Origin of the sequence: Bradyrhizobium glycinis, assembly GCF_016031655.1 — a bacterium.
GTDB classification, from domain to species: Bacteria; Pseudomonadota; Alphaproteobacteria; order Rhizobiales; family Xanthobacteraceae; genus Bradyrhizobium; species Bradyrhizobium glycinis.
The window spans coordinates 1-21,669 of record NZ_JACCHQ010000011.1 but is presented as its reverse complement, the minus strand read 5'-3'; the positions used below and the strand labels follow the sequence as shown (position 1 = coordinate 21,669).

At 61.5% G+C, this 21,669-nt stretch carries 26 protein-coding genes; 18 read left to right on the top strand and 8 right to left on the bottom strand.

The window, feature by feature from the left end; genetic code table 11:
• Window positions 1-181: 181 nt before the first annotated feature.
• Together HZZ16_RS17530 and HZZ16_RS17525 are read left to right on the top strand one after the other, a co-directional pair.
• Window positions 182-379 carry a hypothetical protein gene (locus tag HZZ16_RS17530; RefSeq protein ID WP_024341172.1) on the top strand — a complete coding sequence of 66 codons (198 nt, stop codon included), beginning with the start codon at window positions 182-184 and terminating at the stop codon, window positions 377-379.
• Window positions 380-454: 75 nt separating this feature from the next.
• Window positions 455-934 (top strand): GcrA family cell cycle regulator, encoded by a 480-nt coding sequence (locus tag HZZ16_RS17525; protein ID WP_197949934.1) that lies wholly within the window; start codon window positions 455-457, stop codon window positions 932-934.
• 374 nt (window positions 935-1,308) lie between these two features.
• Here the strand turns inward: HZZ16_RS17525 and HZZ16_RS17520 are convergent, their stop codons facing one another.
• Window positions 1,309-2,796: a porin gene (locus tag HZZ16_RS17520; RefSeq protein ID WP_197949932.1), complete on the bottom strand. Its 1,488-nt coding sequence runs from the start codon at window positions 2,794-2,796 to the stop codon at window positions 1,309-1,311.
• A 409-nt stretch (window positions 2,797-3,205) separates the two neighbouring features.
• On the opposite strand from HZZ16_RS17520, the gene HZZ16_RS17515 reads away from it, so the two are divergent.
• The gene (locus HZZ16_RS17515) at window positions 3,206-3,712 is read left to right on the top strand and encodes a MarR family winged helix-turn-helix transcriptional regulator (protein ID WP_197949930.1); all 507 of its coding nucleotides are present in this window, start codon (window positions 3,206-3,208) and stop codon (window positions 3,710-3,712) included.
• A 15-nt stretch (window positions 3,713-3,727) separates the two neighbouring features.
• On the opposite strand, the gene HZZ16_RS17510 is transcribed toward HZZ16_RS17515, so the two are convergent.
• Together HZZ16_RS17510 and HZZ16_RS17505 are read right to left on the bottom strand one after the other, a co-directional pair.
• Entirely contained in the window at window positions 3,728-4,840 is a 1,113-nt protein-coding gene (locus HZZ16_RS17510) for an alpha/beta hydrolase family protein (RefSeq protein WP_197949928.1), read from the bottom strand.
• 474 nt (window positions 4,841-5,314) lie between these two features.
• On the bottom strand, window positions 5,315-6,286 hold the full coding sequence (locus HZZ16_RS17505; protein ID WP_197949926.1) for an SDR family NAD(P)-dependent oxidoreductase: 972 nt from the start codon (window positions 6,284-6,286) through the stop codon (window positions 5,315-5,317).
• A 408-nt stretch (window positions 6,287-6,694) separates the two neighbouring features.
• On the opposite strand from HZZ16_RS17505, the gene HZZ16_RS17500 reads away from it, so the two are divergent.
• On the top strand, window positions 6,695-6,934 hold the full coding sequence (locus HZZ16_RS17500; protein ID WP_025036674.1) for a hypothetical protein: 240 nt from the start codon (window positions 6,695-6,697) through the stop codon (window positions 6,932-6,934).
• A gap of 152 nt (window positions 6,935-7,086) precedes the next feature.
• On the opposite strand, the gene HZZ16_RS17495 is transcribed toward HZZ16_RS17500, so the two are convergent.
• Window positions 7,087-8,061: an alpha/beta hydrolase fold domain-containing protein gene (locus HZZ16_RS17495; protein ID WP_197949924.1), complete on the bottom strand. Its 975-nt coding sequence runs from the start codon at window positions 8,059-8,061 to the stop codon at window positions 7,087-7,089.
• Between the two features lie 121 nt (window positions 8,062-8,182).
• Here HZZ16_RS17495 and HZZ16_RS17490 point away from each other — a divergent pair, with 121 nt between their 5' ends.
• Window positions 8,183-8,806 (top strand): TetR/AcrR family transcriptional regulator, encoded by a 624-nt coding sequence (locus HZZ16_RS17490; RefSeq protein ID WP_311974185.1) that lies wholly within the window; start codon window positions 8,183-8,185, stop codon window positions 8,804-8,806.
• 69 nt (window positions 8,807-8,875) lie between these two features.
• On the opposite strand, the gene HZZ16_RS17485 is transcribed toward HZZ16_RS17490, so the two are convergent.
• Window positions 8,876-9,367, bottom strand: a complete 492-nt coding sequence (locus HZZ16_RS17485) for a DUF421 domain-containing protein (protein WP_197949920.1) — start codon at window positions 9,365-9,367, stop codon at window positions 8,876-8,878.
• Between the two features lie 547 nt (window positions 9,368-9,914).
• Between HZZ16_RS17485 and HZZ16_RS17480 the strand changes: the two genes are divergently transcribed.
• The 7 genes from HZZ16_RS17480 (at window position 9,915) to HZZ16_RS17450 (ending at window position 14,229) form a co-directional block, all read left to right on the top strand.
• Window positions 9,915-11,336: a tyrosine-type recombinase/integrase gene (locus HZZ16_RS17480; protein ID WP_197949917.1), complete on the top strand. Its 1,422-nt coding sequence runs from the start codon at window positions 9,915-9,917 to the stop codon at window positions 11,334-11,336.
• Complete coding sequence (locus HZZ16_RS17475; protein ID WP_197949915.1) at window positions 11,333-11,821, top strand: hypothetical protein; 489 nt, start codon at window positions 11,333-11,335, stop codon at window positions 11,819-11,821. Before HZZ16_RS17480 ends, HZZ16_RS17475 begins: the two co-directional genes overlap by 4 nt.
• 68 nt (window positions 11,822-11,889) lie before the next feature.
• A complete protein-coding gene (locus HZZ16_RS17470) occupies window positions 11,890-12,102 on the top strand; it encodes a hypothetical protein (protein WP_197949913.1) in 213 nt (70 codons plus the stop codon).
• Between the two features lie 110 nt (window positions 12,103-12,212).
• Window positions 12,213-12,440, top strand: coding sequence for a hypothetical protein (locus HZZ16_RS17465; RefSeq protein WP_197949911.1), 228 nt, complete (start codon window positions 12,213-12,215; stop codon window positions 12,438-12,440).
• A gap of 2 nt (window positions 12,441-12,442) precedes the next feature.
• Window positions 12,443-12,697, top strand: a complete 255-nt coding sequence (locus HZZ16_RS17460) for a hypothetical protein (protein ID WP_197949909.1) — start codon at window positions 12,443-12,445, stop codon at window positions 12,695-12,697.
• Window positions 12,694-13,362, top strand: coding sequence for a hypothetical protein (locus tag HZZ16_RS17455; RefSeq protein ID WP_197949907.1), 669 nt, complete (start codon window positions 12,694-12,696; stop codon window positions 13,360-13,362). The genes HZZ16_RS17460 and HZZ16_RS17455 overlap by 4 nt, the downstream gene beginning before the upstream one ends.
• 3 nt (window positions 13,363-13,365) lie before the next feature.
• Window positions 13,366-14,229: a phage tail tape measure protein gene (locus HZZ16_RS17450; RefSeq protein WP_197949905.1), complete on the top strand. Its 864-nt coding sequence runs from the start codon at window positions 13,366-13,368 to the stop codon at window positions 14,227-14,229.
• On the opposite strand, the gene HZZ16_RS17445 is transcribed toward HZZ16_RS17450, so the two are convergent.
• A complete protein-coding gene (locus HZZ16_RS17445; protein ID WP_197949903.1) occupies window positions 14,175-14,606 on the bottom strand; it encodes a hypothetical protein in 432 nt (143 codons plus the stop codon). The genes HZZ16_RS17450 and HZZ16_RS17445 overlap by 55 nt on opposite strands.
• Before the next feature lie 64 nt (window positions 14,607-14,670).
• Here HZZ16_RS17445 and HZZ16_RS17440 point away from each other — a divergent pair, with 64 nt between their 5' ends.
• Window positions 14,671-14,844: a hypothetical protein gene (locus tag HZZ16_RS17440; protein WP_197949901.1), complete on the top strand. Its 174-nt coding sequence runs from the start codon at window positions 14,671-14,673 to the stop codon at window positions 14,842-14,844.
• Entirely contained in the window at window positions 14,841-16,541 is a 1,701-nt protein-coding gene (locus HZZ16_RS37215; RefSeq protein ID WP_246510191.1) for a hypothetical protein, read from the top strand. Before HZZ16_RS17440 ends, HZZ16_RS37215 begins: the two co-directional genes overlap by 4 nt.
• 31 nt (window positions 16,542-16,572) lie before the next feature.
• Here HZZ16_RS37215 and HZZ16_RS17430 read toward each other — a convergent pair whose 3' ends face one another.
• Window positions 16,573-17,121 carry a hypothetical protein gene (locus tag HZZ16_RS17430; protein ID WP_246510190.1) on the bottom strand — a complete coding sequence of 183 codons (549 nt, stop codon included), beginning with the start codon at window positions 17,119-17,121 and terminating at the stop codon, window positions 16,573-16,575.
• 127 nt (window positions 17,122-17,248) lie between these two features.
• Here HZZ16_RS17430 and HZZ16_RS38160 point away from each other — a divergent pair, with 127 nt between their 5' ends.
• Window positions 17,249-17,626 (top strand): hypothetical protein, encoded by a 378-nt coding sequence (locus tag HZZ16_RS38160; protein ID WP_311974181.1) that lies wholly within the window; start codon window positions 17,249-17,251, stop codon window positions 17,624-17,626.
• Here HZZ16_RS38160 and HZZ16_RS17420 read toward each other — a convergent pair.
• The gene (locus HZZ16_RS17420; RefSeq protein WP_197949899.1) at window positions 17,623-18,132 is read right to left on the bottom strand and encodes a hypothetical protein; all 510 of its coding nucleotides are present in this window, start codon (window positions 18,130-18,132) and stop codon (window positions 17,623-17,625) included. The genes HZZ16_RS38160 and HZZ16_RS17420 overlap by 4 nt on opposite strands.
• Window positions 18,133-18,149: 17 nt before the next feature.
• On the opposite strand from HZZ16_RS17420, the gene HZZ16_RS17415 reads away from it, so the two are divergent.
• The 3 genes from HZZ16_RS17415 to HZZ16_RS38155 form a co-directional block, all read left to right on the top strand.
• Entirely contained in the window at window positions 18,150-18,431 is a 282-nt protein-coding gene (locus HZZ16_RS17415) for a helix-turn-helix domain-containing protein (protein WP_246510189.1), read from the top strand.
• 512 nt (window positions 18,432-18,943) lie between these two features.
• Window positions 18,944-19,567 (top strand): hypothetical protein, encoded by a 624-nt coding sequence (locus HZZ16_RS17410; RefSeq protein WP_197949895.1) that lies wholly within the window; start codon window positions 18,944-18,946, stop codon window positions 19,565-19,567.
• A 114-nt stretch (window positions 19,568-19,681) separates the two neighbouring features.
• The coding region (locus HZZ16_RS38155; protein ID WP_197949893.1) for a primase-helicase family protein at window positions 19,682-21,669 on the top strand (1,988 nt) is incomplete at its 3' end.

Sequence of the window (21,669 nt, the reverse complement as noted above, 5' to 3'; positions counted from 1 at the left end):
ACCTGCCGACCTCACGCCGCCGCCCGGTCTTCCCCGCGGCGCGCCGTGCCGTGTCCGATTCCCAAGCGATTCCAATTGGGTGGGCCGCTGCTTTGGCGCCGATTTGACTTCCACCCCCGAACCTAAATAGAGTCTTAATCGTTACTTTTATGTACCCGAGTAAGAGGCTAGCGTTCGGGCCATGGCCACCGAAAAAGCCGAGACTGACCGCATTCCCGTAACCCTGGCGCTCTCGACCATCGCGTATCTGGAGAAGCTGGTGAGACAGGGCACCCACGGCACCAGCGTTCCCGGCGTCGCACGGACATTGATCGAGGAAGGCATCCGTCTCGCCATCAAGGACGGTCTTCTGTCGATCCGCGACAATGGCAGGACGTGAGCGCACTCGGGGCGTGAGGCGGACGGATCTCGAGACGGCGGATGGCCGACATCTGCAACCTGGGATCGCCAACAAATGCCTGTTCTCTCACCGACCTGGACCGACGAACGAATCGAGCTCCTGAAGCAGCACTTCGAGGCCGGCCTCTCCTGTCGCGAGATCGCCGCCGACATCGGCGTCAGCCGCAACGCGGTGATCGGCAAATTGTCGCGGCTGAATCTGACGCGCGGCCGGACGGTCGACGACCGCAAGGTTCAGGACAAAGGCTTGGCGCCGGCGCGGATGCGCAAGGCCGTGCCGCGGCTGCAATACGAGATGCTCGCCACGCTCTATGGCGAAAACGATGCGCCGGTGATTGCAGGCCCGATCGACGAGACCAACCGCTGCTCGCTGCTGGAGCTGTCCGAGAATCGCTGCCGCTGGCCGATCTCGACCCCGGGCGCAGACGATTTCTGCTTCTGCGGCAACACGGCGCCGGACGGCCAGCCCTATTGCGCCGGCCATAGCCGCCTCGCCTACCGGCCGCCTCTGCGCGCCCGCGCGATACGCGGCTGAGCTAGAGCATGATCCGGAAAAGTGTGCAGCGGTTTTCCGAAAGGATCATGCTCAAACAAAGACCTAAAGCGCGATGACAATTCGTCCAAATCTCATCGCGCTTTAGTGCGCATCGCGACAACAAAAAACCTCCGGCGGGGCATCGCCGGAGGTCTCTGGAGGCTTAGCATGAAGCTAAGAGCCGCAACTTTCGTATCTGGCTGGGTGCTATATAGCTTAGTAGCTCAAGTAAGTAAATAAGTCTGACGCGATCCAATCGCATGGCTAGCCTTCGTGTTCCGCAACGGCCATTCGGTTTTCCGAAACCACTGCGCGTGAAAAAACCCCGGCGGTTTCCCGCCGGGGTTCTCCGATCGATTTTGCGCGATCGATGATCAGAAGTTGCGCTGAGCGCGCAGCATCATGGCGACCGAGTTCTGGTCCTTCAGCTCGTACACGGCCGCCGGCTTCGCAGCGGTGGCAATGCCCGGGCTCGCGATGGAGCCAGAGTACTTCTGGTCCAGACGCGACCAGCTCAGGTCGGCAGTGAAGGCGAGGCCCTTGACCGGAGTCCACACGGTGTTCACACCGACCACCGCGAAGTTGAAGTCCGGATTACAGGTCGCGCCGGCCAACGCGATCGCCGCGAAGTTGGTGCAGATCAGGGCCTTGCCGGTCGTGCCGTACCTCAGCTGGGCATAGCCACCGTAGATGGCGCTGGCCCAGTTCGGGCTCCAGTTGTGGGTATAGCCACCGCGGAGGCCCCAGGTCTTGACGGTATCGATGCCGGTAGCAGTTCCGAACACGCCGTCAGCCAGACCAGCGAACCCGGTGCTCTGATACGCGCCATTGCTGCTTCCGCTGAACATGAAGAAGCTCTGCGGGAACAGGCTCTGGAAGTTGTAGCGCGTCGCACCGTCCGTGTAGACAGCCTGCAGGTTGATCACGTCACCCGCGCCGGTCGGGATGTTCTTGATCGACAAAGCGCCCTGCACGGCCCAGCCCCACTTGTCGGAGGGATGACCGGTGACTTCAGTCGCGCCGTAATAGGCTGTATGGAGCTCATGCGCGGCAACCGACAGCTGGGCGAGACCCCAGGCCTGGTCGACACGAACCTGACCGATGATGTCGGGCGAACGCGTGCCGCCCCAGGCGTTGGCGCCATAGACGCCCGTCACGAACTGGGCAGCCGTGCCCGAAGACACGTTCCAGAGGTTCGATTGGCCGTTCGTCGCCGACGTCTCATCCTGCAACGCGAACGACGCAGTGATGCCCTGGCCGAAGTCGGCCGTGTAGGCGACCTGGTTCACACCGTTGGTGTGATTGCTGCCGCCCGGAATGGTGTCGGGCCCGCCAGCCGGATAGCTCTGCCACGGGGCATCGAAGATCGAGACCGTGCGGCCGAAGGTGAAGCCGGCGAACTGGATGAACGCATGGTACAGACCGAGCGCGGCCGAAGTGTTAGGCGTGCCCGAAATGGCCGACGGGTTGCTGCCGGTGACGCTTTGCGTATCCCAGGTGAAGACCGCGTCGGCATAGGTGCGGACCACGCCATACTCGGTCGCCGTGCGCGTGTCGACGTTGAAGTCGAAACGAGCGCGACCGAAATAGTAGTTGGTCAAACGGTTGTTCGACCCCGCGTTGGCGCCCTGCTGGAAGTTATAATCGCCTGCGCCGCCGAGGATCATGTCGGCGCGGACGTAACCACCGAACTTGATGCAGGTATCGGTGCCCGGCATGTAGTAGAATCCGGCGCCGTACAGCGAGCAGATCTTCACGTATTCGACCGCCTTGGCCTTCACGGGAAGATCGGCTGCCTGAGCTCCACCAACGGCGATCAATCCCGCCGCAGTGCCGAGCAAAAGGCTCTTCACCACTTTCATTTAAAAACCTCCAAGTTGCTCATTTACGGAGACCGGACCGTAAGGCCCCCCAGATCCCCGTCTCTTCATCAAATCCGCTCGGCCGCTTCGCGTTTTCGGACGTACCCGCATTCGCGAGCGACGTGAGCGAACCACCTGCAACGGGACGATCGAGAACCCCCCACCGTCGCCACGCAATATGCGCGCGCCATTCCATTAATCAAAATAGTTTATTAGATCAGCTTTATGGTTTCACGAGCCCTGTGTCTGCGGCGCAACACCGGCGTTGAGCGAAAATGCTGATGGGATCATATTTGTAGTTTTCGTGACGCAATTAGCCTGCTCTGCACTTGCGTCAGAGCAGAGTTGCGTGGACTATGCCCGCCGCAAATGAACGATCGGAAGAGAATCAGCTTGCGGGAGTGACGCTGTGTCCGCGACAAGGAAGGAAGGAGCGCGCCTGCGCACCATCGGCAACCTGGATATCATCAGGCGCTTCACCTGGGAGATATCGTCGATCAACATGTATCTCGAGGAGCTGCGTCAGTTCTGGGCGAGGACGCTCGGCATCAGCGGCCCGCAATGGCTGATCCTAATGGCCATCTCCGACCTCGACAAGGACGACGGTATTCCGGTCAACGTCGTGTCCAAGCTCCTCCACGTCGATCCGTCCTTCGTCACCACCCAGTCCAAGCTGCTGGAAAAGAAGGGGCTGTTGCGCCGCCGCCCCTCGCCGACCGACGCGCGCGTGGTCCGGCTGTCCCTGACCGACAAGACGCAGAAGCACCTTGCGAGCCTCAACGAGCAGTACAAGACCATCAAGGAATTCGTCTTCCAGGAGTTCGACGAGGACGAGCTGACGGAATTCACCACCAAGCTCGCGACGCTGAAGACCCGTCTCGAAAAGGCCTGCGTCCGCCTCAGTCTCGACTTCTGACGCGGGAGCTGGCTGCTAGATCCGCCTGCCGGCGCGGAGGCGCGATTCGAGCCAGTCGAAGATGTACTCGTTGGCAAGGGTGGGATTGTCGGCGTGGGCCTGCGCCGCGCCGGTCTCCGCCGCGGTGAACACTTTCAGCATGACATCCGAGCTGCCGAGCCGGGAGTTCCGGACGAGCTGACGCGCCCGATCGGCCTTGAGCCAGCCGTCCTCGCCGAGCGTGATCAGCACGGGGCAATCGGCGCTGGAGGCCATCAGCGGCGCATGTGGCACCGGGACGATGCTGACGTCACTCATCGCGAATCGGCTTGCGAAGAAGGCTCGCTCGTGCAGGTCCCACAGGCCGCCGTCGCAGACGGCGGCGGCAAGCCGCGGCTCCTGCAAGACCGCGCGCGCCACGAAGGACGAGCCCCAGCCATCGGCGATGATCCCGACGCGTGCGAAGTCGACGTCCTGCCGCGTCTCCAGATAATCCATGACGCCGGGGATCGCGCTCTCGAGATCCTGGCGCCGCAATAGCGCCTCGAGAAAGTCGTCGCGCTGATCGCCGAACAGGTCGAGCGCGAGCATCGAGAAGCCGCGCTCGCGCGCGTGCGGCACGAGCTTGAACAGAAATTCTTCCTTGCGATGGCCGGGCTCGCCGATGCAGATCACCGTCGGAGCCGGCTCCTTCCCCGATGACGCAGGCAGGAAGTAGCCCTGAAGCGAATGCCCGTCGAGCCAGGGTACCGTCACCACCTCGCCGGCCGGGCTGCGCGCGGCGAGGTAGCGGCGCGCACATTCCTGCATCGCCAGCACCGCGACCCAGCGGCGCTCGTCGGCGGGGTCGAGCGGCATCGCTGCGGCACCATAATAGTTCATCGCGCGCAGCCAATTGCGCTGCGCACTGGCGCGGTGGCCCTCCGCGAACGCGGTCTCCGCGCGCTGCCGATTGGTCTGCGCCAGCTTCTTCCATTCGCGGTGCCAGGAGCGGTCATCGCCGCGCTTCAGCTGCCGGGCGATCATGAGGCATTCCGCGATCGTGGCGCCGCCCTCTTGCGCCGCCGTGAGCAGCCGCGTGAACTCAGCTGAAATGTCCTCTCGCTCCGGGCAAAAGGTCCAGTCGTCGGAGAGGCATGCGGGCATCATCGGGAGCTACGCTCTGGTCGTCGCGTTACCCCGATTGACTAAACCATTTCAAGTCGCCGACCAAGCCGCCCCGCGCGTCATTACAGGCATTTGAGATCAACATCGCTTGAACATCGTCATGACGAATGGGTGACATTCCAACAGCTCATGGTGCGCGACGAACATTGGCAGCAGCTGGCACCTAGAATTGTCCGAGCATCTCTTGCCATGACGACCATCATACCCATATTGGCGCGCCTCGCTGGGCGCGCTAACGAATATGACCTAGCGGCGGCCTGCGCGCACGCCTCGTCCTTCGAGACGGCGCTGACGCGCCTCCTCATCAGGATGAGGCGAATTGGCGTCCGTGCCTTTTTAAACTGCAGCCACGCACTCCGTCCTCATCCTGAGGAGCCCGCCCCAAAGCGGCGTCTCGAAGGATGGCCGCAGGGGGAAAGCTCTCGAGTGCGATAGGCGGGTGCCCCGGGGGCGGTCTCAACCAAGCCGCCAGCCGACCTCCTGAGTAAAACTTTCGTAGAAGGCGCGGTCGTAAGCCTGCTCCGGCGTGGCGCGCACGCGCTCGTCGAGGCGCTTGGCATCCTCGCCGACGAGGATGCGCCACCGCTCGGCCTTGACGCCGTCGAGAATGATCTTCGCCGCCTGCGCGGCGGTGGTCGGCGCGTCCTCCAGGAAGCTGCGGGCGCGCTCGGCGAACGCCGCCTGGATGTCCTCGTCCGACATCTTGTCGGCATCGGGCACGCCGGCCGCGGCCATGCGCTTGCGGGTCAGCGCCACCTCGTCGGCATTGAGCCGCTCCGAGCCGTCGCCGCTCTGCACCTTGCGCGAATTGGAGACGATCGACGTGCCGATGTGGCCGGGCATCACCACCGAGCATTTGACGTGCGGGGCGTGCAGGCGAAGATCGTTGATCAGCGCTTCGGTAAATCCCTTCACCGCGAACTTGGCCGCGCTGTAGGCGGTGTGCGCCTGCCCCATGCCGATCGATGCCCAGAAGCCGTTGACGCTGGCGGTGTTGACGATGTGGGCCTCGTCCGCCGCCACCAGCATCGGCAGGAAGGTGCGCACGCCGAGATAGACCCCGCCCCAGCAGATGTTAAAGGTGCGCTCCCACTGCTCGCGGGTGTTGGTGAACAGGCTGCCGCCGCCACCGATGCCGGCATTGTTGAACAAGAGATGGATCTTGTCCGTCTTCTGCTGCTCGGCGAGCTCATCGCGAAACCGCTTCAGGTGATCCTCGATCGCGACGTCGGCGACATGCGTCGTCACGCGCAGGCCCTGCGGCAGCTTCTCGACTTCGCAGAGCCGCTTTGTCTCGGCCATCGCCGCTTCCGAGACGTCGCACATCGCGACGTTGCAGCCTTCGGCGACGAGCTGCCGCGCGAGCTCGCGCCCCATTCCCGTGCCGCCGCCGGTGATGACTGCGATCTTTCCAGCAAAATCGTTCATGGGACTTCGGTCCCTCCCCTTGTCGGTGTGTTTTCTTGGTCACGGCGCCGCTGACCGAGGCGCGCGCAAAACTGTAGCAGCGCGACATCCGCGGGTAAAAGCCGTGTGCTGCCATCTTCGCCCTCGGTTATTTCGGCGGGCGGACTACGCGCGATGCTGCGCGGGCCATGTGAAGTAGCTCATAGGCCACGCGACCCGAACAATCGATCATTCCCGGGTGTTTTCCTGGGGGTTCCCCGTATTTGTCCGGCTTCGGGTTAATGGCGATTTTTTTACAATCCGAATCGCCAAAATGGGGGTGGACGCTGGGTTGAGTCGGCCAGGCCAGCGTGTTGTTTGCGTGTCACAGGCTCTGGCACTCCGCTTGCATCCTCTTCGTGGTCAGAAACAACCGACGAGGTGATAGGAATGTTCGTGACCGTCGTTGCCGTGCTTTGCCGGCTTGGCGCAGCCAGCTCAGGCAGTTGCGTCGAGGAAATCGTGACCGACAGCAACATGACACCCGAGATTTCGCTGATGCAGTGCGCGATCGGCGCACAAGCGCCTCTCGCGAAGTGGATGGGCGAGCATCCGATCTATCACGCGAACTGGCGCCTCGAGCGCTACAAATGCGTGCCGGGTCACTATGAGATCAAGGGCCACGCCTAAGGCCCCGCAAAACGACTGGTACCGAGACCACGGATACCAGGACGACCAATCGAAGAGGAAACGCCCCGGGGGCCGCTTATCCCTCCCTGCGGACACTGCCAGCGCCAGACCGATCACGGCAGGCGCTATGTGACAATGATCACGCCCTCCTTCTAAGCCACCTCACGCCAGATGATCGCGCGCGCTCGCCGCCCTTCCGGGGTCGGCATCAGCGCGAAGTTGTGCGGCTGCTCGCGCATAAGATGCAGCTCGACCGGCACGCCCACTGCCCTCGCTCTTGCGGAAAGGTCGACGCTGTCGGGATAGAGCAGATCGCGCGTGCCTGAAAAGATCGTCATCGGCGCCAGCGCGCGGAAGCCGCCGTTGAGCGGGCTGACGAAGGGATGGCCGACCTCGAGCTCGCCGGCATAGAGGCGTGCCGCCTCGACGATGCCCGGAATATCCTGGATCGGGTCGCGCGCGGCGATCGCAACCTGCTCCGGACGGCTGACCGAGGCATCGGCCGCGGGCGAGATCAGCAGCATCCGGCTCGGCTGCCGATGACCGCGATCACGCAGCCATTGGCAGGCGGCGAGCGCGAGGCCAGCGCCGGCCGAATTGCCGACCACCGTCACCTTTGCCTCGCCGGCGTCTTCCAGCAGCATGCGCAGCAGTTCGGCCGTCGCCGGCACGACGTCCTTGGCCGTCGCCCGCGGCGCCAGCGGGTAGATCGGCACGACGCACGAGACGCGCGCCTTGCGCGTCATCTCGCCGACGAAGCGCCAATGCGCCGGCACGATCTCGTTGATGTAGCCGCCGCCATGCAGGAACATGACGTAGTTGCAGCCCTCGTGGCCTGAGGACGGTGCGGTGTAATAGACCGGCCATCCGCCCATCTTGGTCAGCGTCACCTCGACGCTGCCGCCGACCCCGATCGGCTCGTGAGAGGCCGGCGCCAGCGCCAGCTTCTGCACATGCGCCTGCACCGCTTCGGCGGATGCGAGCTGCGCCTTGTACGGGAGCTGTCGCAGCAGCAGGTTGAAGGCGCGGCTTTGCAGGCTCGGCGCGGGATCGCGCGAGGCTCGTGCACCGAACACGCAAGCGCCCGGGCAGAACTGAAACGCCGACACAAGTCTTGCAACGCTCATCGCCACATCCCCATCCACCTGTTTCGACCTGGCGACGAAGAGGCTTGCCGACCCGCCGCCACTCGTCGATATAATGCGAGCATTCACTCGCTTTTTCCACTCGCATTCAGATCACAAGACCGTGGCCCGCAAACCTCCGACAAATCCCCGGAAAAAAGCCTCGCAGGCGCGTTCGCGCGCCACCGTCGACGCGCTGGTCGAGGCAACCGCTCGCATTCTGGTCCGTGAAGGTTTCGAGAAGACCAGCACCAACCGCATCGCGGACGTCGCCGGCGTCAGCGTCGGCTCACTCTATCAATATTTTCCCAGCAAGGAGGCGCTCGTCGCCGCCGTGATCGATCGTCACAACGAGGCGATCATGAGGCTCGTCCGCGCCGCCTTCGCGGAGGTCGCCGACCTGCCGATCGAGAAAGCCGTGCGCCGCCTCGTCACGGTCGTGATCGAGGCCCATCACATCGACCCCGATCTGCACCGCATCCTCGCCGAGCAGATCCCCCGCTCCGGCCACCTCGCGGAGGTCGAAGCCTACAGTCACGAAATCAACGCCCTCGTGCGCACCTATCTCGAGCGCCACCGCAAGGAGATGCGCAAGCTCGACCCCGCTCTCGCAGCGTTCATGTGCGTGAGCACGATCGAAGCCATCGCGCACAACACGGTGCTGAACGGCGCCGAGATGCTGTCGGAGAAGATGGTGAAGGTGCTGGTGGACGAGACGACGCGGATGGTGGTGGGGTATTTGAGGTAGGTGGGCGTCAAGCCAGGGCACTTACGATGCTGCGCAACGCCGATCATTTCGGCGGGCAGACGAAGGCCGTCAGGCTTCCTTCTTTTTCACGCTGATATTTCCGTCGCCCTCGATATATGCCTCTACGACGTCCGAGGGACTCGCTATGCCCTCCTCGCGAAGTTTGCTCATCAACTCATCCATCGTCACCAGCTCCTGCCGCATGTTGCGGCGAAGGACCTGCCCGTTTTTGATGAGGAGGAGCGGCGCGGGCCGAGCAAGCCGCTCCACGAAAGGCAAGTGATACCCGACCCAGTCGATGGCAAGATTCCAGGAAATGATGGTGGCAACGAGCACGATACCTTCTGTGATCGAGTGGTATTCACCCGCCATGCCATTCTGTGCCGCGTCCGCCAGCAGGACGACGAGAAGCAGATCGGGGATGCTGAGCCCGCCGGTTTGTCGCTTCAAAACGAAGCGCATCAGGGTGAAGACGCCAAGGTACATGATGGTGCCCCGCACGATCATTTCCATGACAGAATGCGTCGGGACGAAGATCTCGCTCCACGATAGCTGAAACATGTTGCCCTCGCACCTAAATGGAAGCGTCCTGATGCCACGCATCGATGCTCGTATCGGACACGACGGTTTTCGGAATTGCGAGAAGAAGGGTCAAGAGTTGAGCCTCCAGCCGACAGCTCGATCGTCATTGTCCTCTGGACGATCCGCTCCTTACCCCGGTCCGACGCGTCAAATCGATTCGGAAAACCCTTATGCCCCAATGACATCGCTACTGTGCATGGGGTTGTTTTCGGCGTTTTGATGTACCGCCCGCCGCAGGCCGCGCTTTGGTCACAGGCATCCCTCGCGGCCCGGAGTAGGCTCCACGCCGACGGTCAACCCGACAGATGTTGAAAAAATGGTCGGAGCGAGAGGATTTGAACCTCCGACCCCTAGTCTCCCAGACGAACGCTACACCGTAACGAGGCGTAACAACACAGAACGTCCTGCACCCAAAATCTGCTTGTTTTTCATTGATTTTTTCCGATTGTTCCGTCATGTTACGCACGTGGGGTAACACGAGCTAACAGCATCGAGACGTTACCCCACGGCACCTTGGGGTAACGGCATGGCGAAGACTAGGGCGCTCTCCAACCTGGCTATCGAGCAGCTTAAGCCCCGCGCGGTCCGTTATGAGAAGTCGGACGGCGGTGCCGCCGGCCTCTTTCTGGTGGTTCACCCCTCCGGCATCAAATCGTGGGTCTTTCGCTTCCGCTCCCCGGTGGAGCGCGACGAAGTCGGTCAGCGCGCCCCCAAGAAGCTGACACTTGGACCGCTGGCGCTCACCCCCTCCCCGGCTCAGCCGCAGATCGGTCACCCCCTAACGCCCGGCCAAGCCAGAATGCTGGCCACCGCCGCCGCGGAGGATGTCCGGCGCGGGATCGACCCCACCCATGTCAGGCGCCAAGAAAAGGCTGAGGCGAAGCGGGAGGCGGTTCGCGACGACACCATAGACGCGACTATGGTCGAGTTCCTGAAGCGCTACAAAGGCCGAAAGCGCCAGGGGCTGCGCGAGTCGACCCGCCTCCTAACGGCCCACTACTTCGGCCTGAAGCCCGATCCGGAGAAGCCGGGCGAATGGGAGCCGACGGGAAATGGAGTGCTGGGCAAATGGTCAGGTCGAACACTCGCCTCCATCACCAAGCACGACGCGATCGTGCTGCTCGACGCGCTTGTCGATTCCGGCCGCGGCGTCACGGCCAATCGGACCCTGACGACCCTCAAGACCTTTTTTGACTGGTGCGTCGACCGCGATATGCGGGAATCTTCTCCCGTCGCATCGCTCGATGCGTTCGCTCATGAAACCGAGCGCGAGCGCAAGTTGACCGCCGCCGAGCTGGTCGCGGCCTGGAAAGTGGCCGATCGGGAAGGCTACCCCTTTGGACGTCTCGTGCAGGGACTGATCCTTCTTGGACAGCGGCGCGACGAGCTGCGCGAGCTGCCTCGATCGGAACTGGACTTGCAGGGCACGTCAGTGGTCCTCGATGACGGGAGTCGCTGGAATGAGCCATTGTGGACAATCCCGAAAGAGCGAACCAAGAACGGGCGCGAGCACCTTGTGCCCCTCAGTCCGCAAGCGATCGCGTTGTTCAAGTCCCTGCCCTCCATCAAGGGAAAGGGTTTGCTGTTCACCACGACCGGCGAAACGCCGATTAGCGGTCTCTCGAAGGCTAAAAAGCGCTTCGATGAAGCTATGCTTGCCGAGCTGCGCAAGGGCGATCCGCACGCGCACTTGGAGCCTTGGACATTACACGATCTACGCCGGACTTTCTATTCCGGCCTGCAGGCGCTCGGGTTTTCGATCGAGATCGCCGAAGCGTGCGTCAACCACTCATCGGGCGCGATCCGCGGCGTTGCCAGAGTCTACGCTCGCCATAAATATCTGCGTGAGAAGACCCAGGCGTTTGCCGCCTGGGGCCGGTATGTCGAGGATATGGTCAACAACCGCTCAGCGAGCAATGTGGTCCCATTCCAGAGAGAGCCAGCATGAGCGCGAAAGTACCCCCGCCGCCCCAGAGCGCGCCGCTGTCTCACGAAGAAGAATCGGCCCGCGACAACGATGCAGCCGCAGCTCAAATCTCAATCGCCTGGCAGGAGGCACTTGATTGGGCAAAACGTGGCGACCGCCGCTCGCTCGCCGCGATGCTCCGCAGCGAACATTCCCTGTCGGATGAGGACGTCCGCGCCTTCCTGGCTAATGTACTGGAAGACAAAGAAAAACGGCCGAGAGGAAAGCCGGCCCGCCGGCCACAGCACACATTCTTTGTTGACGGCAAAGGCCGCGTCTCGTGGATCGACAAGCGGGATAGCCAGTTCCTCACAATCAAGAAGTGGATGCACGACAATAAGAAAGCGCATCGCGGTCATAGCGCCCTCTTGGAGGCTGCCGCGCGACACTTCAAAATGGATCCGGAAGTGCTTGAGAACATCGTGCGTCGATCGTCCAAATCGCGAACTAAATCCCGCAGCACGTAAATCCGCTTTTAGCTGCTGATTACAGATGTTCGGAGACGTGATTTCCTGCCCATAACAGGAGATCATAAATGTCCGCCGACGATCCCGATGCCCTGATCCGCACGTCGCAGCTCCGCGCCCGCTACGGAGGCGTGAGCCATATGTGGGTCGAGCGTCGTCTGAAAGACGATCCCGCCTTCCCTCGCCCGCTCTACATCGCCCGCAACCGCTTCTGGCGTCTCGCTGATCTCGTCGAGTGGGAGCGCGCCGTCGCCGCGCGCCGCCAGCCCGTTGCGGCCTGATGTTGACAATCAACATTCACCGCAAATCCGCAACATAGGTCAAATCGATGAATCCCCAGTTCCGCAACACAATCCTCGAACGCGCTGCGCGCTGCGACAACGACTCGCGCATGGAGCCTATCGTTCTCGCTGCGAAACACGCGCTCGCCGCCAAGTTGCGGAATCGCAACATCGGAGGCGGCGCGGCTGTGCTCGGCTTTCCCGACGATCACGCTGCGATGAACGACATGGTTCGGATGCTTCAGCACGCCGAGTTTGCCGCAAACCAGGCGCAGGACTGGGAGGCGCAGATCGTCAGCACGTCCGGAACGCAGCAGGCAACCTATAGCGGCGGCTGAGGATGACCGGCGCCCTGAAAACGATCGTGCTCAAGTTCGAAGCCGCGCTGTTGGACGGCGTCCGCAGCGGGGCGGATGAATCCGATCTCGAGCAGATATTCGACCTCGCTTGCGAGCGGTTGCGCGAGTTCAACAGCGAGGCGCGTGACGAGGCGTACTTTTCGGCCGCGATTGAGGTCCATACCAAATTCAAAATGGCGCTTGAGACGATAAGCCGTGTCGACGCCGAACGCCGCCTCAAGAGGCAGCGCCGATGACCGCCAACAATCTCATCGCATCGAAGCGTCACAACTGCGTTTGGATCGCAACAGATGCCGCAAGCTACGACGACCGAGGCTTCGTCTGCAAATTTGGATCGAAAGTCCGCGCCATTCCAGAGTGGCCGGCCGTGATCACGGGACGAGGCAATAGCTTTGGTCTCGATACCGCAGCTCGGGAATTGAGCCGACGCGCATCGAGTTTCGAGGAAATGGTCGGCATCACCTACCGCGAGCTACGGTTGGTCGTTGAGGAATTCAAGCTCGACCGTCCGTTCGAACTCAGTTTCGCCGGCTTCTTCCGCGGTAGCCCGATGATCGTTTTCGCTCGAACTCCGGGTGATCACGACAGCACAGGATTTGGCTCGCAACCGTATCTGCCCTTGCCAGTCGGCCCGACCTTCTTTGGCCCCTGGCCATCTGACGAATTGATCGCTGAAGCCGGCTTCATCAAGCCGGATCCAGACCACACGCCCGAAAACATCGAGCGTGGCCTGCTCGAGCTGATCAAGCTGCAGCGCAGGATACCCGCAGACGACGGCTTTTCGCGTGTGGGCGGCTTCGCTGAGCTGACGGTGCTGAGACCAAACGGAATCGAGCGGCGAATATTCCACCGTTGGCCGGGCGATCTAATTGGGCATCGTATGTCGACCGAGGAGCATTGACCGATGGCGCAGATCGGCATTTTCCGGACGAAGGACGCCGCCAAGGCTATGGGCGATCAGTTTCAAAGCTGGATCGACCGCGGCCTCGTTGATCCGAAAAACTTGGAAGAATTCTCCGCAGCGATGAACTACAGCGCCCGGCAAGTGGAGGATCTGGCCGATCAGGCGCGGGTCGCGGGGGCTGCACTTCCCCAGTTGCAGCAGGCGTTGAACGACGCCGGCAATGCTCGGAAGCAACTCGACTCGCTGATGACCGAAGGAATGAGCGTCAATCGCGGGTTCTTCACGTCGTTCGGCCAGCAATTGCGTAGCGGTGCAAGCGCCTGGGACGCGTTCAAGTCTGCGGGCCTCGATGCCCTTGGTAAGCTGTCCGACAAACTCGCATCCATGGCGGCAGACTCGCTCTTTGCGAATGCGTTTGGCGGCTCGACCGGCGGCATTGGGGCTTTGTTCGGCCTGGGTGGCGGCGTCACCGGATCGGTCGACGTCGGCAGTTACATGATGCCGACCGTTGGGTTTGCCAATGGCGGCTACACCGGACACGGCGGCAAGTATCAGCCGGCCGGCATTGTCCACAAAGGCGAATACGTGATGGATGCCGTGACCGTGCGGCGCGTCGGCGTGGCCAATCTGGACAGCTTGCGCGGCTACGCGGACGGCGGATTGGTCGGACAGATGAGCCGCGCCGCGGGCGGCGGCAGCAGCCCCGCCGTGGTCATGCAGGACAATCGGCAAATCAACATTGGGCAAGGCGCTTCCGCCGAGACCGTGACGCAACTGCGTGAGGAGTTGGCGCGCGATCGCGCCGCTCGCTACTCGGACACGGTGCGAATCGTGCAGAGCGCGAAGAAAAGGCGGGATCTATGACGCCAGGACACGAGCGCGAAAGCGATCCGATCGCGCCGCCAAAGATAGCGAGCGACGTGGTTGATCCGGACTTCGACCAATCGGACGAAGCAGAAGCCGAGTTCACCCGCTGGCGCTGGCCGGAGCGATCCGATGAGTGAGCCTGAAAATCGCGCATTGCGGTGAGCGCTCCAAATCGAGCGGATCACACGGAAGCTTTTCGCGCTGCGCTTGCGCAGCATGTTGGAGATACGGAATACGCAGAGTTTTTGAGAGTTTGCCGAGCGGAAGCGGTCGAGATGACCGCCAACTTGGCAAATGTGACTGCGGCAGCTGGTGACGATCAATTGCAGCAGTCCGGCGGCTGAGCTGGCAGGGACGCCCGCCGGTTCGGTCACGTCGGGTGTGCCACCGCGGACGCGCGTTGAGCATTCGATATCCGATCACAACGAGGACCAAGCAATGAAAGTCGAACTCCACAACCTTCCGCCCGATCTATCCGCTCCGCCGCCGCACGCGTGCGGTTGGCTCGCCTTTCAACACTCGAGCGGCAAAGCCTGGCGAAAGATCGATGGAGCCTGGCTGCCAATCGACGAAGCAAACGCAATAGCCGAAGCACGGAAACAAAAGAAATGACCGCACTCGTAAGTTATTCCACTGGCACCGCAACCGTTTCGGCGGGCGGAACGACCGTCACAGGCACCGGCACGATCTGGTCGGGCGTCAATGTGCGTGCAGGCGACATTCTGCAGATTGGCAATTATCAGTCGATCATTTCGGATGTCGTGGACACCGGAACATTGACCATTCCGCCGTGGGGCGGCGGTGCGCAAACGGCGGTCGCCTACAAGATCTGGCAGGTGTCGCCGCAGCGATTTGCCGGCGCGCAGGCGATGGCGGACGTGAACCAACTCGTCGCCGCGCTCAATACATCCGGCTTTTTCGTCTTCGTCGGTTCGTCGCTCGCAGAGCCCGACCCGTCGCTTGGCAATGAGGGCCAATATGCGTTCCAGCCGACCACGGGCAATACCTGGGTGAAGTCGGGAGGCGTGTGGTCCTATCTCGGAATCTATAAGGCGTTCCAACTCAAGGGCGCATGGAGCGGCGCGACCGGCTATGCTGTCGGCGACGTGGTGACGCTCAGTGGTTCGAGCTACGTGTGCGTGCTCGACCACACCAACCACATCCCGCCTAATACGACCTACTGGCAACTGCTGGCGAGCAAGGGCGACACCGGCGCGACGGGCGCAACGGGCGCCGGCTACGGTGGCATGTCGACCACGTCACTCACTATAGGCACGGGCTCGAAAGCCTTTACCACGCAGTCGGGCTTCGCCTACCAGAACGGAGCGCGCGTGCGGGCGAGTTCGGCCGCAAATACGTCGAATTGGATGGAAGGGCTTGCGACCTACAGCGGCACGACGTTGACAATCAGCGTCGACAAGACCAACGGCAGCGGCACGCTCGCCCATTGGAATTTCAACGTGGTCGGCCAACCCGGCGCCGGTGATCTGTCGAGCGCGAACAATCTTTCGGACTTGGCCGATGCGGCGACGGCCCGCGGCAATCTCGGAATTCCCCAAACCTATGGGCAATGCAAGCTGACGAAATCGGGTTCGAACCTTATCCTGTCGCCATTCAATGGGAATATGCTCACGATCGCGGGCGCGACCTACGCCGTCCCAGACGCAGGCGTTTCCCTCTCTGCCACCGGGCTGACCGCGGGTATGCTCTATTACATCTATGCCTATATGAGCGCCGGCACGATGACGCTCGAGGCATCGACCACGACACATGCCACGTCGACAACATCAGGCAACAAAGGAACCGAGATCAAGAGTGGCGACAACACGCGTTCGCTGGTCGGCATGGCCCAGCCGATCTCGGGTCCGGCCTGGACTGATTTTTTAGTCCTATCCTGGTTCAATCGATCCGGCAAAAGCGCAGTCGCCAACAACACGGCGACGCGCGCGGCTACAAACGCCGCGTTTGTCGAGTTGCACAGCGAAATGCGCGTTCCGTTCTTGACCTGGCCAGACGAACTGGTGATCGCGAGCCTCGTCGGCTCAGGATATGTCAGCACAGCCAATCAGGCGGGCTTTTTTGCGGTCGGTTTTGACGGCGCGACGGCGGAACCCGGCATGGCAGCGATTTCGGACGGCACAGCTGGCGCGCTTCGGCCTCTCGGCTGCACCGCAAAGAAGCGACTATCGGAGGGAAATCATTACGCAACCGTGCTCGGCGGCGGTAATGCTTCGACGTCGGTCAATCTGTATTTCAATTCGGCCGCCGACGGCCTGCGCTCGGCGCTGTTGGTCGAGGTGCGGGGCTGACGCCGGTGGAACGGCGAGCTGCGGAGATGTCCTAACTCGCCGGCTTTGCGGGCTTGCGAGCGGCGGCAACTGGGGCGGCCGGTGGCGGTGTGGGCGTTTCCATGCTTACCTTCAGTTCATCAAGCGTCTGCTGTGTTCGCATTGCGCCTTCACCGCCATTGACCGGAGTGATGCGCTCGAAAGCCGACCCCGGGTTCGTGACGAACATCCCGGCGGCGACAACGCGGGTCGAGTCGCCGATCGGCGCAAATGTGAACACGATCCGCTCTGCCGGGATGCCGTCGTACCTCGAACCGAGCAAGAGGGTGGCACCGAAGTTCTCGGACGGCTTTTCGATCTGCAATAGGTACTCGGTGTCTTTGGTCACGTTGAATCGCTTGTCGAGCGCGAGCGACAGCAGCCGCGCTTTGATCGCGGCAGTCGTTGCGCGGATCGTGACCTCTGGCTTTCCGCTCGCGGTGTTCGGCGCTTGTACGGCCGTCTGACATCCAGCGAGAACGACGGCCAAAACAGCCGCTGTGCAATTGCGAATAAACATGAATTCCCCCCAATCGGGACATTCAAACGCAATTGCCTGCATGGTGCAACCATAAATTTCTGTGAAAACAAGCACCTATTGGAAATTGTCAACATAGACCGCCCGCGGCCATGCTATTCGCGCGGTTATGACGCTCTGGCCCGATCAGATTGCCTACCCTCCAAGGGGCATGTCGCGTGATGAAGCTGCGCGCTACGTTGGCGTGAGCACCACCACGTTTGACCGGATGGTGCAGGCCGGCTGGATGCCCGGCCCGAAGCGGGTATTCTCACGCCTGATCTGGGACCGATTGCAGCTCGATGCTGCGTTCACCGATCTTTCCGAGCAACAGGCGAACCCGCTCGATAGGATATTCACGGGCCGGTTAGGTGCAAAGCCGTCTGCCGGTGATCTTTCCGCCGTCGAACTGTCCCATGCTGCCCTTGAGGAGGCACGCGAAGCGCTGCGGCGTCGGGAGGAGCAGCGTAGAGAGGATGAATGGGAAGCCAGATACGAAGCGCGAAAGGCGGCCAAGCGAGGAGCCGGGCCGCCCCGCAAGAAGCCCTAATGCGTCCCGCGCTTCCTCAGTTCATCCCAATGCGCGGCTACCGTGCGCAGGTCCGTGAAGTAGAATTGGCGATCACGGCGGCCGCGGCGGGCCGCATGCCACTGGATCTCCTCTTCGTCATAGCCGAGCGCCAAAAGGCTCTCGCGCAGTCCGACGGCGGCAGCTTCGCGGGCTTCGGCCCTGCTCATCTTGAAGCCGGATCGGCGAGCCGCCGCGATCGATGCAGCGATGCCGGCCGGACTCGCCTCTTTGGCGAACGTCTGTACGGCCGCCTCATATTGGCGGCGCTCGAGCGCGAATTCCATGAAGGCGCCTGCGCCGGGAAAGTAAGCACCCGGGAGGGTGTAGATGTGCGTGCTGCGGGCAGGATTGAAGGTGGAAGGATTGATCATGGCGGGGACTCCTCGTTGGCTTGGCGATGTCGTCGAGGATAAGGATTCGATTCTAATAGTCAATGATTTTCGTTGACTATTGCCGCCCTTGTTTTCTATGTTGATTGTCAACATCAATGTCGGAGACGACAATGCGTATCACTGGTGCACAAATCCGAGCGGCAAGGGCTTTTCTCAGATGGACGGCCGCCGATCTGGCGAAATCTGCTGGCGTCGGAATTTCAACCGTCCAAGAGATCGAGAAGATAGACGGCGAACCGCGCATCGAATCTAGTTTGCAGTGGCGATCAGCTGCGCGCGACGAAGCGATTGAAAAAATCGGCCGGGCACTAAGTGGAGCCGGCATAACCTTCCTACCACCCAACGCTCAAGGCGCGGGGATTCGGGGAAGTTTACCGGCTGTTCAGACGTAGGCGCGCCAAACAGCGGCCGATTCCCAATGCCTCGGACGCCATCAGGCAGCTGATTGAGATGGGTTTGAAAGCGTCGCGCTCGAAGGACAGGGAATAGACACCGGGAGCGTGACGCCCTACGGTACAAGGCTATGGGTCAGATCCGGAAACTTGTCGATTGCTACGACTGCGGGAATGCGGTTTCACTCAATGCGACCGCGTGCCCGAGCTGTGGTTCAAAGCACTTGGCTGGGCCGCCTAAGCTGGGTCGCAGGCCGCCCACCCACAACGTCGAGGCCCGCAATGACCGCAATATGTTCGTAGTCGCCGGGACGCTTGGCACTCTCGGGGCAGCCTATGGCATCGCCACAAGCACTGGACCATGGACAGCGACGCTGTTCGGGCTTGCATACGGCATGGCTGGCATTTTGATAGGCGTGCCTCTGGCTGGCTTCCTGAACATCACTCGCCGGCTTTGGCATTAATCTTCTAAACATTGACTTTCAACATTTAACCTGCTACCTTCTGTTGCCATGAAGGCAAATCTGCTCAAGGCAACAGTTTCAAAGCTGACGTCCATTCCACCAGGGACGGCCGCAGATCGTTTCCGGGATCTGCAATCCGGTAAGTTGGTATCGAAGGGCGAACCCGGCCGGTATGGCGGCGTGACGATGACCGACTCCGATCGGATCAACACGCTTCTCGGCTTCGCCTTCGATCCGGGCCGAGGTGAGTCCCGTGTCTCGAACGTGAAGCGCATCCGGCGTTTCAAACTTGCTCAAGCCACCTACAATCCGCTGCGAACGAAATTGTCTCCTAAAGACAACGCGCGTGCCGCGTTTCAATTTGTAGAAGGATTGGGAATTAAATTCGATGACTTAGGGCGGGCGCTCGACGGCATTGTCGGAAGTATGCGAAGCGGCGCTTTCAGCGGCTGGGAAGATGGAGTTCGCGCCAACGTGGTGGTGGACTTCAATGACGATCGTAGCGCTGCAATCACGATGGACCGCCCACAGGTCAACAACTCGGCAATATTCATTTTTGAACCAGCGGGACACCGCTCGCCAGCGGAAGCAGCGATCGAACGCATCGTCCGCTTCAACAGAATCGTATTCGAGGAACTGGCAACAAACGAAACGGCCCCGGATCAGGACTGATCGCAGGGCCGCAGACGTCTTCGGTAAATTGCTTGGCGGCCTTTACCTAGCACGTTCCGCGACTTTTGCAATCAGATGTTGGTTCGGGGCTCCGCAAAGTAGGAGTACCCGACAGTGAGAGTTGAGAACGTCGAACAATGGGCGCGCGCGCATGAGCGCCTTTTCCAATACGAACAGGGGCACGCATATGCGATGCCAGCTACGTTGCAAGATGCTCTGGTGGTGGCGATCCCGCGCAATCTCGTGGCCTCATGGCTGTTCTATTGCGAAAAGCATCCTCCCGTTTTCCCCATCCGGCATTTTGTTTGGGACATTCGAAGGCTGGTCCATGGCGACTATGAATTCGCCGAGGAGTGGCTTGCGCCCGTACTGGCTGAATGGGGCGATCCCGAAGACCTGGAGGCGCTGTGGACCGAAGCGGATCGCCCGTATGAGGATGGCAAAGACGTTCTGGTCCTTCGTGCGTTGGCTTCACTATCTCACGAGGAAGACGACGAAGGCGGGTTGTGGGTGCTCCTGCCGGATGGCGACGAAGGCGCCTCCGATGAGGTGGAAGCAATCAAGCAGCTCCACCGCCTTTTCTACGAACTCGACTCTGCAGAAATCGAGCAGTTGGAGATAGCAGCAGGCGTTACGAATCCCGCCGCGCTGGCCGCGATGCGGGCCAAGGGCCTACTGAGGCTGACCGACTCCGATTTAGCGGCCTTGTCCATTCGCGACCGCTTACGCATTGAGAACGAAATCATGATGGCCCGCTACGAGGCCCAAAAAGCCATACCGTGCCCGCTCCCCCTCCCTGGCCATCCCAATCTGACAGCGCAACAGGCAGTCGCGTTGGAAGACTTCTACGCGTGCCTGCCCGCCGGCGCCTATATCTTCACGCCAACGCGGGAAATGTGGCCATCGACCAGCGTTAATTCCAAAATCGGGCCGGTCACCGTGCCAATGCGGGAGAAGCCGATTCAAGCTTCTACGTGGCTCGCGAAGCACCGCGCCGTTGAGCAAATGACTTGGGCACCCGGGCGCCCCATGGTCATTGCCGACAAACTGATTGCCGACGGCGGTTGGATCGATCGTCAGGGGTGCAGCGTGTTCAACTTATACCGTGCGCCTGTGATCAAACCGGTAGCCGGCGACGCATCGCTTTGGACCGCACACATTGCGCGCATTTTCGAGACCGATGCCGCCCACATCATCAAATGGCTCGCTCATCGGGTGCAGCGTCCCGAACAGAAGATCAATCACGCGCTCGTCCTTGGAGGCCCTCAGGGCATCGGCAAAGATACCATGCTTGAGCCTGTGAAACAGGCCATCGGGCCATGGAATTTCACCGAGGTCTCGCCAGTACAAATGCTCGGGCGCTTCAACGGATTCGTCAAGTCTGTGATCCTACGCATCAGCGAAGCTCGCGATCTCGGTGAAGTGGATCGATACGGCTTCTATGAGCACATGAAAACACTCACTGCGGCACCGCCCGACGTGCTTCGTGTTGACGAGAAACATTTGCGGGAACACGCAGTGCTCAACGTCTGTGGCGTCATCATAACGACCAACAACAAGGACTCCATGCATCTGCCGGCCGATGACCGCCGCCATTTCGTGGCCTGGTCCGCACGCACCAAAGACGACTTTGGACCGGACTATTGGAATAAGCTCTACAATTGGTTCGGCCACGGCGGCTCCGAGATCGTGGCTCATCATCTTGCAACGCTCGACCTGACCGATTTTGATCCGAAGGCGCCTCCGCCCAAGACGCGCGCCTTTTGGGAGATGGTGGACAGCTCTCGCGCTCCTGAGGATGCGGAGATGGCCGACGCGCTCGATGCGCTTGGAAAGCCCGACGCGGTTACCGTAGGGCACGTCTTGACGCGAGCCGCCTCGAGCTTCGGCGAATGGCTGCAAGACCGTCGTAATCGTCGCAAGATCCCGCACCGGTTCGAGGAATGCGACTACGTGGCGGTCCGCAACCCGTCCGCCGGGGATGGCTATTGGGTGGTGAATGGGAAGCGAGCGCCCGTCTACGCCAAGTGCGAACTCTCGCTGCGGGACCAGATCGCAGCAGCGGAACGGCTGTCTGCGGCAGGTTTACAGACGCCGCCGAT

Excerpts from the sequence above, each read along its gene's own strand:
- HZZ16_RS17505 (WP_197949926.1), bottom strand. The coding sequence starts at position 6,286 with ATGAACGATTTTGCTGGAAAGATCGCAGTCATCACCGGCGGCGGCACG.
- HZZ16_RS17440 (WP_197949901.1), top strand. The coding sequence starts at position 14,671 with ATGAAAGTCGAACTCCACAACCTTCCGCCCGATCTATCCGCTCCGCCG.
- HZZ16_RS17480 (WP_197949917.1), top strand. The coding sequence starts at position 9,915 with ATGGCGAAGACTAGGGCGCTCTCCAACCTGGCTATCGAGCAGCTTAAG.
- HZZ16_RS17450 (WP_197949905.1), top strand. The coding sequence starts at position 13,366 with ATGGCGCAGATCGGCATTTTCCGGACGAAGGACGCCGCCAAGGCTATG.
- HZZ16_RS17420 (WP_197949899.1), bottom strand. The coding sequence starts at position 18,132 with ATGTTGACAATCAACATAGAAAACAAGGGCGGCAATAGTCAACGAAAA.
- HZZ16_RS17415 (WP_246510189.1), top strand. The coding sequence starts at position 18,150 with ATGCGTATCACTGGTGCACAAATCCGAGCGGCAAGGGCTTTTCTCAGA.
- HZZ16_RS17530 (WP_024341172.1), top strand. The coding sequence starts at position 182 with ATGGCCACCGAAAAAGCCGAGACTGACCGCATTCCCGTAACCCTGGCG.
- HZZ16_RS17460 (WP_197949909.1), top strand. The coding sequence starts at position 12,443 with ATGACCGGCGCCCTGAAAACGATCGTGCTCAAGTTCGAAGCCGCGCTG.
- HZZ16_RS17430 (WP_246510190.1), bottom strand. The coding sequence starts at position 17,121 with ATGCAGGCAATTGCGTTTGAATGTCCCGATTGGGGGGAATTCATGTTT.
- HZZ16_RS17500 (WP_025036674.1), top strand. The coding sequence starts at position 6,695 with ATGTTCGTGACCGTCGTTGCCGTGCTTTGCCGGCTTGGCGCAGCCAGC.
- HZZ16_RS17470 (WP_197949913.1), top strand. The coding sequence starts at position 11,890 with ATGTCCGCCGACGATCCCGATGCCCTGATCCGCACGTCGCAGCTCCGC.
- HZZ16_RS17465 (WP_197949911.1), top strand. The coding sequence starts at position 12,213 with ATGGAGCCTATCGTTCTCGCTGCGAAACACGCGCTCGCCGCCAAGTTG.
- HZZ16_RS17485 (WP_197949920.1), bottom strand. The coding sequence starts at position 9,367 with ATGTTTCAGCTATCGTGGAGCGAGATCTTCGTCCCGACGCATTCTGTC.
- HZZ16_RS17410 (WP_197949895.1), top strand. The coding sequence starts at position 18,944 with ATGAAGGCAAATCTGCTCAAGGCAACAGTTTCAAAGCTGACGTCCATT.
- HZZ16_RS17495 (WP_197949924.1), bottom strand. The coding sequence starts at position 8,061 with ATGAGCGTTGCAAGACTTGTGTCGGCGTTTCAGTTCTGCCCGGGCGCT.
- HZZ16_RS38160 (WP_311974181.1), top strand. The coding sequence starts at position 17,249 with ATGTCGCGTGATGAAGCTGCGCGCTACGTTGGCGTGAGCACCACCACG.
- HZZ16_RS37215 (WP_246510191.1), top strand. The coding sequence starts at position 14,841 with ATGACCGCACTCGTAAGTTATTCCACTGGCACCGCAACCGTTTCGGCG.
- HZZ16_RS17525 (WP_197949934.1), top strand. The coding sequence starts at position 455 with ATGCCTGTTCTCTCACCGACCTGGACCGACGAACGAATCGAGCTCCTG.
- HZZ16_RS17475 (WP_197949915.1), top strand. The coding sequence starts at position 11,333 with ATGAGCGCGAAAGTACCCCCGCCGCCCCAGAGCGCGCCGCTGTCTCAC.
- HZZ16_RS17510 (WP_197949928.1), bottom strand. The coding sequence starts at position 4,840 with ATGATGCCCGCATGCCTCTCCGACGACTGGACCTTTTGCCCGGAGCGA.
- HZZ16_RS17455 (WP_197949907.1), top strand. The coding sequence starts at position 12,694 with ATGACCGCCAACAATCTCATCGCATCGAAGCGTCACAACTGCGTTTGG.
- HZZ16_RS17520 (WP_197949932.1), bottom strand. The coding sequence starts at position 2,796 with ATGAAAGTGGTGAAGAGCCTTTTGCTCGGCACTGCGGCGGGATTGATC.